Below are 11,586 nucleotides of genomic sequence, written 5' to 3'. Positions count from 1 at the left end.
GTGCAGGATCGCACTTGCCTCGAGGTTCTGTTCGCGGCGACCGCGACCCGCGCTGATGCACGGGGCATTCCGAGCGGGGCGAAAGGTTTGCTCCGCCTTTTGCGGCCAACAAAGCTCGCAGTTATCTCGATGGTCGGATTTTCCGCATCCGGTCACGCCTTCACATTTTTGCCGGACCTCGTCGGTGGTTTCGTCGACATGACCCGGCTGTCGCCGACGCAGGCCGACCTCATCGGGCGCCTGAATGCCCTTCGGCCGAACGTTATCGTGGCCTATCCAAGCATCCTGGACTGGCTGGCAGGTCAATCGCACCGGCTGCGGCTCGCGCCGCGTCTGCGTCAACTTAGCAGCTTCGGTGAGGAGCTCACCGAGCGCGCGCGGCAACGGATCAGCCAGGCGTTTGGCGCGCCGTTGTACAATCACTATGGTGTCGGCGAATGCTTGTTTCTGGCCGACGGTTGCCCGACCGATGGTGGGGCGCATATCAACGCCGACTTATCCATACTTGAGGTGGTCGACGAGAATTATCGGCCGGTTCCCGCTGGCCGGGCCGGCGCAAAAATTCTCGTCACCAATCTAGTCAACGTCATCCAGCCAATCATTCGCTACGAGATCGACGATGTCGTGACGTTGGCGACTCAGCCTTGCACTTGCGGAAGCCTGATGCCCAGGATCGAGCGCATCGAGGGCAGGTCCGAGGAGGTCCTGTGGGTCGGGGAACAGATGCTTACTTACATTTTGTTCAAGACGGCTATCGAATACCTTCACGAGGTCCGGGAATGGCAGGCGGTGCAGGTCGCACCCGATCGTATCGAAATAGGGCTTGAACTCCTGCCGGGGACCTCATTGGATCAACAAGTCGCCGAATCCGTCGTGATGAGAAAGCTCAACGAGCTTGGCCTTCCATCAGAGGTGCGCGCTGCGATAAAGGTGGTACCAAGCTTGAGCCCCAACCCGATCACCGGTAAAATGAACCGCATGGTCTCCGCGACCACGCCGTCTGGGCCCTGAACCGACTTCGGATCCGCGAAAGCAGTTTGATGCCTCAATGGCGGCGTCACCGCCCACCAGAGTTTGAAGCGTTTGTCGACCTCTATGAGGCAGGTATGACGCGGACCCACAAGGGCATACCTTTCATTGCGATCGGAATGCTCTTCAATTTCGGACTGGCTGTGCTGGGTTGGAGCGGCTTTACTGCCTTCTTCTCCAATCCGGCCCGGATCGCACTTTCCATCGCCCTCGTTGCGATGTGTGGTGCGGGAGCCATAAGTCCCGACAACATGAGCAATGGCGATCGTGCGGATCGCGCCGATCGATGGCTCCTGATACCCTTCGCGATCCTGGGGCTGCTGGCTGCCTACGTGCCGGCCTATACCGACCGGCGGGAGATCTTCGTGCTTGATGGCGATACCGTCCGCTGGTTCGGCGTCGCGCTGTTCGTTGCCGGCGGCGTGTTGCGTTACTGGCCAGTCTTCGTGCTCGGGCGCCGGTTCAGTGGATTCGTCGCCGTTCAGCCAGGACATACGCTGGAAACGAGCGGAATCTACGGTGTTATCCGCCACCCGAGCTATCTGGGCTTCGTGATCAATGCACTGGGATGGGCGCTGGCTTTTCGGTCGGGCGTCGGAGTGTTGCTTGTAGGCCTCACGTTGCCGCCGCTGCTTCTGCGCATCCGTTCGGAAGAAAACTTGCTGTGCGAGCAATTCGGCGCTCAATACGACATCTATCGCAAACGAACGTGCCGATTGATTCCGGGGCTTTATTAATCGTGCCGGAATCTTGTTGCCGGCCATACCAGGCAACATTTCCGCGGATGGGCCCGACGACCTGGGGGATATGCTGAATGATCAGGTCACGACACGTGTTTTATCTCGGAGGATATGATCCTATCGACGCGGCCGCGCAATATCGTCGTTTCTCGGGCCAGCTCAAAATCTTCACTCGCACTTGGGATGTTGCAACCGAACTCGGCGAGCTCGAAACACCCGGTGCAACCTCATGCGCCCGTTGGCGGATAAGTTCGAGCACTTCTCACTGGGAGGTAGATACTGTATTCGATGTCATGCTCTGGGACGACCTCGTGCGGAAAGATCTTTCGCGGCCTTTCTTTACACGCATTCTAAAGGGGTCGATGCACTATTTCGATTTCATCGTCAGCGGCGCATCGCAGCGATACTTTGCCGCAAACTGGCGTTACGGCTTTTATTACCTATACCCGATGCTCCTGTCCGCGGTGCTTGCGGGTTGCGCTGGATTCATCGGTTGCAAATTGGCTGCCTGGTCCGGCCTCGCAGGTTTCCGTGCAGTTGTCGTGGAGTTTCCGCTCGGCATTTTGATGTTCGTCGGTCTTTTGAGGCTGGTCGGGGAGCGTTTGAGGATACTGAGCCTGCTGGACCTTTGGAGCTTCACCCATGACTATATTCGCGGAAGCCGCCCCGATCTTGAAGAGCGGCTCGATCAATTCGCCAATCTGTTGATAGAGCACGCGCGCGGCAGGACTGCCGAGGAAATCATCATCGTGGGCCACAGTCTCGGCGCAATGCTTGCCGTAGACGTCGTCTCGAGAGCGCTCGGCCTCGATCCCGATTTCGCGTCGGTCGGAACGTCTGTTTGCGTGCTGACTGTTGGCGCAACGATCCCAAAGGTTGTTCTGCACCAAAAGGCCGGCCAAAGACGTGGCGCCATCGCCGTAGTGGCTGCCGAAGCCGCGATTGCCTGGTGGGAGATTCATTCGATCGAGGACTGCATTAGCTTCTACAAATTTCATCCCGTCGAATTAAGACGAATTGACCGTGAATGGTCTCGCAGCAAGCCCCACATACGCAAATTTCCGCTTCGTCGGATGCTGCGGCCCGCAACCTATAACCGGTATCGATTTCATTTCCTGCGCCTTCACTATCAGATAGTAATGGCCAACGATGCACGTTCGAAGTACGACTTCTTTTTGGCGCTGTGCGGACCCATCGAGTTCGTCCGATGGATTATAGCAACCGGCGGGTTGCTGGACTTCGTCGCTCCAGACGGCACCTGGCGTTTAGCAGATGACGAACCGTTCCCAGCCCAACAACCTCAAGGCGTAGCCTGATTGATTGTCACTTATTTGACGTGCCTGACAGCTGCTTACTCGCACAAAATGTCCGCTGCGGGTCCAGCTGAGCGCCGACCCGACCGCAGGTATCAAGAACTTATCGGGAAAAACGGACGGCTTCCGCACTTGGAATGAGAACGACATCGCAGCCTTCGAAGTGCGGCATCCCGTGGGGACTCGGGAGCGATTGGCGCTGGCGCTTCTAGTCAATACCGCGCAACGGCGGGGGATGTGGTGCGGATGGGTCGGCAGCACGTTCGCAACGGTTGCATCGATGTGAAGCAGCAAAAGACAGGAACCACGCTCGCGATCCACGATCCATCCCGACTTACAGACCGTCCTTGACGCTACGCCGTCCGAAAACCTTACTTTCCTGACAACGGCGTTTGGTAGGCCGTTCACGCCTCCGGGCTTCACCAATTGGTTCCGAGTGGCGCGGAACCTCAGCCCACGGGCTTCCTGTAGGCGTCTGGCGGAAGCCGGATGCAGCGCCAATGTCATTGCCGCGATCTCCGGCCATAAGAGCCTCAATGAGGTGGAGCGTTACACCGTCGCCGCCAACCAAGAGCGGATGGCCCGCAGGGGTGTCGATACACTAATCGCGGAAACCAAAGCACGAACAGGAAGTGTCAAACCTTTGCGCCGGTTTGACAAATCGATAAATTAATCGTGAGAAAACAAGAGGCGGGAATGGACATGGTGAGCGCGGAGGTCATCGCACCCGGTCAAACCGAAGAAAGGGCCGGACGCCCGTGGCGTCCGGCCCTCTCTGTATTAATCCGGCCTGTGGGTCCGGGTCGAAAGGCTTACTTCGTCACCTGACCGCGGATTTCGCCACCCGGGTTGGCCGCGGTGTGGACGTTGACGTAGTACTTGCCGGCCAGCAGGTCGGCGGCCTGTTCGTCGGTCAGCGTCGCACTGCCTTCCACCGGGCTGGTGCCCGCATTGGCGATCGGAACCTTGACGCCGGCGTTGGCGCCGGCTGCGGCGGGTCCGTGGAAATGGGCGGCGGTCGCAGGTCCCGAGAGCCCCGAATAGGTCAGCTTCCAGCTCAGTTTCTTGGTGGCTGCGTCGTAGTTGATGTCGGCAGTGCCGGTGCCGGCGCTGGTGGTGGCGGGCACTTCGGACTTGCCGTCGAGGGTTGCCTTCATCTTTTCGGCGAAGGCGGGTCCGGCGAAGGCAATGGTCGCTCCCAGCGCGAGCGTAGCAAGCATGGTCTTTGACATGGTTCTCTCCCTGTGGACGCCAGATGATGGTGTCGGTTTCAAAACAATGAGATTTCGGATTTATTCCCGAACCCGGCCGAAACGCTGCAAAATTTCAACCCGGCAACGGCTGAAATAATGCCTATCATAGCCATAAAGCCGCTGTAACGACAGGTCGGTGAATGCTGCGACGCTTTGTCATTGCCGTCATTGCCGTCGGCGCCGCCGGTTTTGGCGTTTTCTGGTGGCTGTCGGCTCCCCCGGCCGGGCTGGGCGTGACCGGGCCGGCCTATACGCCGAACCTTGCGAACGGGCTGACAACATTCAACGCCGGAGGATGTTCCTCCTGCCACGCGGTGCCCAATCAGCCCGATCGCCTGAGGCTCGGCGGCGGCCTTGCGATACCGTCGCCGTTCGGCACCTTCTATGCTCCGAATATCTCGCCGGATGCGGCCGACGGCATCGGGCGCTGGACCGAGGCCGATTTCGTCAATGCCGTGACCCGGGGGATTTCACCGGCCGGATATCATTACTTTCCGGCCTTTCCCTATACGTCCTATCAGCACGCCAAGCTCGAGGATGTCCGCGACCTCTTCGCCCACCTGAAAACGCTGCCGCCGGTTTCCGGCAAGGTGCGCGGCCACGACGTGCCGTTTCCATTCAACATCCGCCGCGATATCGGCATCTGGAAATGGCTGTTCATGGACGGCAAGCCGTTCATGCCGGATGCGGCGCGCTCGCTTGCGTGGAATCGCGGGGCGTATCTGGTCAACAGCCTCGGTCATTGCGCCGAATGTCACAGCCCGCGCAATTTCCTCGGCGGCATCATCGCAGCGCAGCGTTTCGCGGGTGGTCCCGATCCGGAAGGCGAGGGCTGGGTGCCGAACATCACCCAAAAAGGACTTGGTGACTGGAGCGAAAAGGACATCGCCTATTTCCTCGAAACCGGGCAAACGCCCGATAACGATAGCGCAGGGGGATCAATGGTGCGCGTGATCAGGAACACCTCGCAGTTAAGCCCCCAGGACCGCGCGGCGATCGCCGAATATCTCAAGTCGCTGCCGCCGGTGGACGGGCCGCCGCCGCCCAAAAAGGCGGCGAAGCGCGACGACAAGCCCTGATCGTCGTACTCAGCATTGGCGGTAGCGTAAAAAAGCCGCCATCATCCGCGAGCATTTGGCGAACATTGCCATGGAGGTGACATCATGCGCCGTCCTGTTTTTCGCGATCTATTGCTTGTGTTCGGACTGTGGCTGTTTCCCCAGATTTCGGCCTCTCACGCCGCAGCCGCGGAAAACCGCGTCGCGCTTGTCGTCGGTCAGTCGGCCTACCGCGCCGTGATGGCGCTACCCAACGCCGAGCACGACGCCAAGCGAATGGCGGAGTTGCTTGGTAGCGCCGGCTTCGACGTGACCGCGGCGCCTGATCTGTCGCAGGATGACATGCGTCGTGCCTTCAGCGACTTCGCCGCCAAGGTGGCCGCGAGCGGGCCCGACACAATAGCGCTGGTGTTCTATGCCGGCCACGGCTTGCAGATCGACGGCGAGAATTATCTGGTGCCGGTCGATATCGATCCTAAACGCGAAGGGGATATTCCGCTGCAAGCGGTTCGGCTCAACGACCTCATGAACACGTTAGGGGCGTTGCCGACCCGGATGCGCATCATCATGCTCGATGCCTGCCGCAACAATCCGTTCCCGGCGCTAAACCAGACCGCCGGGCGTGGACTGGCGATCGTCGATACCAAGGCTGGTGCAACCGGATCGTTCATTTCCTATTCGACCTCGCCGGGCTCCGAGGCGGAGGACGGTAGCGGCGACGACAGCCCATACACGACCGCGGTACTCTCGGTCGCAAAGGAACCAAATTTGTCAATCGAGGAAGCCTTCAAAAGGATCCGCGTCGCGGTAAACCAGGCGACCGATGGACGACAAACTCCCTGGGAAAGCTCGTCGCTGACGACCGAGTTCAAATTCTTTGCGGCCGGCACCGATCAGCCGGGAGCGATGGCGCCCAAGCCTGCAACGCTAACGCGGGGTGCGGATGACTGGCGCAGGGATTTGCAGGGCAAGGAGCCGAAGGCAGCGTATGATCTCGTTATCGCTGATGACTCGCTCGCTGGCTACGAGGCCTTTGTCGCGTTGTTCCCCCAGCCGCCGTATAACCTGCGTATACGTTCTCTACTTGAACGCCGGCGCGAGATGCTGGCATGGAATACCGCCGTCGCGATCAATACCGCGGCATCGTTCGAGGCGTTCATTGCGAACTATGCGAATAGCGATCTGGCCGCCACTGCGCGCACGATGCAGGAGCGCGTCCGCAACCGTTCGCTCGAAGCCAGCGCCCTGGCTGTAAACAACGCGACACCACCGCCTACGCTGACAAGCCCTGCAGTCCCGCCGCCGACCAATGTTGCGCTAGCGCCGACATGTCCATGCACCACGCCGCCGACGCCGCCTTTCAAGAAAAAGGTGGAAACGCCACCGCCGACCAAACGGGTCGATAAATCCTCGCCCAAGCGCAAACCGCCGACCGACGAAGACGTCGTCGAGCGCGGTCCGCCCGGTCCGCCGCCGGGATCAGTTCCGCCAGGCGCCGTTATAGAAGGCATCGGTATCGGCATCGGTCTCGGAAGCGGGTTTGGTGGACGCGGCGGTTACCCATCTGGCGGTTACCGGAGATAACCAGGCTCGCCATTCCGCAGCTACGCCGCCATGTCCTGCGTTTTTAGTTCGCGTTCGGTCGGTGCTTTGGCGATACTCGCTTCCTGAGCGAGGAGGTTCATGCGCGCATACGTTCTCAAGCATTACGGCGGTCCTGAAGGCTCGCTGCTATCGGATGTCCCGGCACCTGCGCCGAGGCCACGGGATATTCTCGTCGAGGTACGGGCTGCGGGTCTGAACCCGGTGGATTTCAAGTTCCGGCAGGGGAAGCTGCGCGCAATCCTGCGGCCTAGGCTTCCGTTTGTGCTCGGCAACGAACTGGCAGGCGAGGTTATTGCCGTTGGCAGCGACGTCACGCGGTTTCGCGTCGGTGACCGTGTGTTTGCCCGGGTAGCAAAGGATCGCGCCGGCGCATTCGCCGAGCAAGCCTGCGTCGATCAGGATGATGCGGCGCACATGCCTCGGAATCTGGATTTCACGGCTGCCGCCGCCGTACCGCTCGCGGGGCTGACGGCTCTGCAGGCATTAAGGGAAGAACTCCAGGTCAAACCGGGGCAGAAAGTGTTCATTTCAGGCGGCGCCGGAGGGGTCGGTACCTTTGCAATTCAGATCGCCAAATGGCTGGGCGCACATGTGACGACAACAGCTTCGAAGAGAGGTGAAGCGCTGGTGCGCTCGCTCGGCTGTGATGAGGTGATCGATTATACGCTCCAGGATATATCCAGCGTGGAAGGCCGATTTGATGCGGGATTTGACCTGATTGGCGGCAAGACCCTGGAACAAATGTTCGAAATCATGAAGCCTGGAACCAGGATCGTTTCAGTCGCCGCGCTTCCAGAACCGCAGACGGCGATCAGGGATTTAGGCGGCCGTCGGGCTCTTTCGGCGCTGTTTTGGCTGATCAGCTACCGTATCCGATCCCGGGCCCGGCGCGCAGGCATCGGCTATCGCTATCTCTTCATGCATCCGAGCGGCAGCGAGCTTGCTCTGCTTGCCGAACTCATCGAGCAGGAAAAACTGAAGGTCATCGTCGACAGAACGTATCCATTCGCGAAGATTGCCGAAGCTTTGGACTATGTCGAAAGCGGACGCGCCAAAGGCAAAGTGGTGGTCACCAATCCATGAGTTGATGGCTCGCCCCGATCGGCGGCAGCCTCTATGGCGAACGGGCCTGCAAGCTGCTGCGCTAGCCGGACTGTGCCCGATCGCCACTTTGCCCGTCACACTCTTGGACGAGCTTACGGCGACCGGCCTCAGTCTTGATCCCCCGATGACGAACCGGTCAAAGCGCCGGTCTCGGATCGGTATGGCCACGGGTACGTCCCGTTGAAGTCCCGCCCGCGCAACATTGTCAACGTTGAAATCGGTTTTCCAAATTTGGTAATGATTACAGGATCGAGAATTTGGACGTTCTTAAAGTAATCTTTGAGATCGTCATAAGCTTCGGTTGCCGGCCGCCGAGTCCGTCCGTGCAAAAGTCGGCGCAAGGTCGGTCCAGTCGACGGTGTCTGAAATCAGCGGGTCGTATCCAGCAAGCGAGGGCACCAGATCCCACCCCCAAAATGTCCGTACGTCGATCGCGACAACGAAGAATAGAATGGCGTTCAATGCGACGGCGGACCACAAGTGGAGGGACGTTCGCGGCTGATGTTTCATCAACTCGGCGACCAGCGCGCCGGCCAGCGGGCAAAGCAAGAGATAGCCAGGCGCGACCCAGTGATATCCCTTGTGGACGCTGGGGAAAATGCGCAGCAATGTAAAAAATATGATCGGCAGAACCCCGGGACAGACAAGAAACCAGGTGCGCTCGCTGGCCGGTCCAAGCCTGAATGCCCGCAACATTGCCCGGATCGTTGCCAACCATGGAATCGGGAATAGAAACAGAAATTGAACGGCGAGATACTTGACCACGGCGAATGGCGTAAAGCCGAACGACCAGGTCCTCGCCCCCTGAAATCTGAACGATAACCAGTCGTGTTGGGCGTTCCAGATTATCACAGGCGCGAAAACCAGCACTGCAATCGCGGCCGCCAGATACGGCATTGGAGTTAAAAGGAGTTTACGGTGCCGCTTTGACGTGAAGAGAAACACGGCAAAACCCAATAGCGCTACTAGCGCGTTGTATTTCGACAATATTGCGAGGCCGGAGAAAAAACCTCCCGCGATCCAGAAAACCGGCTTCGAATGCGGTTCATCGAACAGCGCATGCGACAGACAAAGCGTTGCGGCCGCAAGGGCAAACAACATCGGAGCGTCGGTTGAGGCTGTGAGGCCGAAATAAAAGCTGAACAGCGGGGCCAGCGACATCGTCAGCAAGCGTAGAAGCCCGACTGCTCGTCGAACAGGAATGCTCCGATCCGGTAAACCAGCCAGGTGGTGCCACCGAACAGCGCAATCGCTGGCAGCCTTAGCGCCAGATTTCCGTCATCTCCCGCCAAAAATTGCGAGAGTGCACTCAATGCCATCGCCATAGACGGATGGTCGACATACCCCATGCTGAGATGATGAGACATCACTGCGATGTAGGTTTCGTCGTAGGTCAACCCGAGCATCGTCGCAAATATCACTCGGACAATCGACAGTGCAAAAATCAGCAAAATAACGCGATGCGTATATCCAACCCTAATACGAAGCGATTTCTCCGAGCTGCCACCACTCCGGACCCAACATCGAGAGCATTGGCGAGATTTTCGTTGCGGTGTGCTTTGCGGTAAATCGGACGGCCTATGTCCGAACGAGAACGCCAACCGCCCGCTGAAACAGTGCTTTCCAAGGGCCCCGACTTGTCGGCCGCTAGCCGGTGCCGAACGCCTTGAAGGTGATGATGGTATGGGTGTCCTGGATGCCGGGAATGACCTGCACCTTTTCGTTGACGAAATGGCCGATGTCGGTGTCGTTGTCGACGTAGAACTTGACCAGCAGATCGTAGTCTCCAGCGGTGGAATAGATCTCGGAAGCGATCTCGGCCTCGGCGAGCGCGTTGGCTACCGCATAGGACTGGCCGAGCTTGCATTTGAACTGGACGAAGAAGGGAACCATCGCTGTCGTCTCCGAAGGGCGCCGAATGAGGCTCAATATAGCGTTTTCGAGCGAAGTGGATACCGGTCCGCGTAAAGAAAACGCGTCAAACCGGAATCTATAGCGCCGTTCCGATTGCATCGGAACGGAAGCGGCTCCGGAGCAAAAAACCGGGCGTCGTGCCAAGCGAACTTGCTGGCAATACCCCGCCGCGCTAGGACAGGATATGACCAACACCGGATCGCTGAAATTGCTGCAAGCCAGATCAGGAACAAGGTTGAGAGCCAGGTGATGACGAAGCCCATCGCGCTCACCATTGCCGGCTCGGATTCGTCCGGCGGCGCCGGCATCCAGGCGGACCTGAAAACGTTTGCGGCGTTCGGAGTCTACGGCGCGTCGGTGATAACGGCCCTGACCGCGCAGAACACCCGCGGCGTGACCGGAATCCATGCGGTGCCGGCCGAGTTCGTGACCGCGCAGATCGACGCGGTTTTCAGCGATCTCGACGTCAAGGCCGTCAAGATTGGAATGGTGGCGCAACTGGCCACCATCGACGCGATCGCTGCAGGACTTGCGCGGTGGTCGCCGCACCATATCGTGCTCGATCCGGTGATGGTGGCGAGCTCGGGCGATCGGCTGCTGGCGACTGAAGCCGTCGAAGCGTTGCGAACCAAGCTCATCCCGCGCGCCTGGCTGATCACGCCGAACCTGCCGGAAGCCGCCGCCTTGCTGGACGAACCGTTGGCGTCAAGCGAAACTGCGATCGCGCGTCAGGGGCAGCGGCTGTTGTCGATGGGCTGTCGAGCCGTGCTGATCAAGGGCGGGCACGGGCAGGGCGCCGAGAGCACCGACTATCTCTTCAGCGGCAACGGCACCGTCGCGCTGGCGGCGCCGCGCATCGCGACCGAAAATACCCACGGCACCGGCTGCTCGCTGTCATCCGCCATCGCAGCGGGGCTTGCGAAGGGCGACGACATCGAGACCGCCGTGCGCAACGCCAAGCTCTGGATCAGCGCGGCGATTGCCGCCGCCGATGCTCTCGGCGTCGGCCATGGCCACGGACCGATCCATCATTTCCATCAATTTTACTGACGTCGTCCCTGCGAACGCAGGGACCCATAACCCCAGGGAGTGGGGTTGTGCTAAAGCCGTCGAACAGCATCTTTCACGATAGGCAACACGGCGTATGGGTTCCTGCGTTCGCAGGGACGACATTTGAAATTTACGAGGCGACGCCACCCGCCTAGCAAATCACCGGTTTGTCCAGCCCCCTATCGAAAAAATATTCTGATTTTCAGAATAGCCAAATCAGTTCATATCTATCTCGTCCCGCCCCCTCAAGGGGCGCTCGCGATCGTCACGGACGCGGGGCGGGATGCGGTGGACGCAAGCGGTGCTTAAGACGAGAGCGCCGACTTTGCGGACGATGAAGTCGTGTGGTCCTGACGCCTCGACGCCGGCGTCAAGTCAGCAGAGGCAACTCTGCCGATGACGGTGACAACAAAACCCGATCACCGGGGAGAGCCCGAAGGAACTCGTTAAAACCACTCGTGTGCGGGAATGCCGGGATGATCCGGTGGACCTGTGGTGACTGTTACCGGCATGGCTTGTT

The 11,586-nt window shown here is 59.5% G+C and carries 11 protein-coding genes; 7 read left to right on the top strand and 4 right to left on the bottom strand.

The features are described from left to right. The 3 genes from E7813_RS17770 to E7813_RS17760 form a co-directional block, all read left to right on the top strand. A partial coding sequence (locus tag E7813_RS17770; protein WP_291576027.1) for an AMP-binding protein occupies positions 1-1,011 on the top strand: 1,011 nt, incomplete at its 5' end. Between the two features lie 95 nt (positions 1,012-1,106). Then, entirely contained in the window at positions 1,107-1,766 is a 660-nt protein-coding gene (locus tag E7813_RS17765) for an isoprenylcysteine carboxylmethyltransferase family protein (RefSeq protein ID WP_291576025.1), read from the top strand. A 77-nt stretch (positions 1,767-1,843) separates the two neighbouring features. Next, positions 1,844-3,085 carry a hypothetical protein gene (locus tag E7813_RS17760; RefSeq protein ID WP_291576023.1) on the top strand — a complete coding sequence of 414 codons (1,242 nt, stop codon included), beginning with the start codon at positions 1,844-1,846 and terminating at the stop codon, positions 3,083-3,085. A gap of 809 nt (positions 3,086-3,894) precedes the next feature. On the opposite strand, the gene E7813_RS17755 is transcribed toward E7813_RS17760, so the two are convergent. After that, positions 3,895-4,314 (bottom strand): CHRD domain-containing protein, encoded by a 420-nt coding sequence (locus E7813_RS17755; protein WP_291576022.1) that lies wholly within the window; start codon positions 4,312-4,314, stop codon positions 3,895-3,897. Positions 4,315-4,475: 161 nt separating this feature from the next. Between E7813_RS17755 and E7813_RS17750 the strand changes: the two genes are divergently transcribed. The 3 genes from E7813_RS17750 to E7813_RS17740 all read left to right on the top strand — a co-directional run bounded on the left by E7813_RS17750 (position 4,476) and on the right by E7813_RS17740 (position 8,081). Next, positions 4,476-5,414 (top strand): cytochrome c, encoded by a 939-nt coding sequence (locus tag E7813_RS17750; protein WP_291576020.1) that lies wholly within the window; start codon positions 4,476-4,478, stop codon positions 5,412-5,414. 84 nt (positions 5,415-5,498) lie between these two features. After that, positions 5,499-6,977, top strand: coding sequence for a caspase family protein (locus E7813_RS17745; RefSeq protein WP_291576019.1), 1,479 nt, complete (start codon positions 5,499-5,501; stop codon positions 6,975-6,977). A gap of 99 nt (positions 6,978-7,076) precedes the next feature. After that, entirely contained in the window at positions 7,077-8,081 is a 1,005-nt protein-coding gene (locus E7813_RS17740; RefSeq protein ID WP_291576017.1) for an NADP-dependent oxidoreductase, read from the top strand. A 309-nt stretch (positions 8,082-8,390) separates the two neighbouring features. Here the strand turns inward: E7813_RS17740 and E7813_RS17735 are convergent, their stop codons facing one another. From E7813_RS17735 to E7813_RS17725, 3 genes are all read right to left on the bottom strand, one after another. After that, complete coding sequence (locus E7813_RS17735) at positions 8,391-9,263, bottom strand: glycosyltransferase family 39 protein (protein WP_291576015.1); 873 nt, start codon at positions 9,261-9,263, stop codon at positions 8,391-8,393. Between the two features lie 2 nt (positions 9,264-9,265). After that, positions 9,266-9,499, bottom strand: coding sequence for a hypothetical protein (locus E7813_RS17730; RefSeq protein ID WP_291576013.1), 234 nt, complete (start codon positions 9,497-9,499; stop codon positions 9,266-9,268). A 250-nt stretch (positions 9,500-9,749) separates the two neighbouring features. Next, positions 9,750-9,995: an Lrp/AsnC ligand binding domain-containing protein gene (locus E7813_RS17725; protein ID WP_029583462.1), complete on the bottom strand. Its 246-nt coding sequence runs from the start codon at positions 9,993-9,995 to the stop codon at positions 9,750-9,752. Between the two features lie 270 nt (positions 9,996-10,265). Here E7813_RS17725 and thiD point away from each other — a divergent pair, with 270 nt between their 5' ends. Then, positions 10,266-11,066: a bifunctional hydroxymethylpyrimidine kinase/phosphomethylpyrimidine kinase gene (thiD, locus tag E7813_RS17720; RefSeq protein WP_291576011.1), complete on the top strand. Its 801-nt coding sequence runs from the start codon at positions 10,266-10,268 to the stop codon at positions 11,064-11,066. Positions 11,067-11,586 lie beyond the last annotated feature (520 nt).

Source organism: Bradyrhizobium sp. (assembly GCF_004799405.1).
Lineage (GTDB): Bacteria > Pseudomonadota > Alphaproteobacteria > Rhizobiales > Xanthobacteraceae > Bradyrhizobium.
This window is presented reverse-complemented; position numbering and strand designations above follow the sequence as displayed.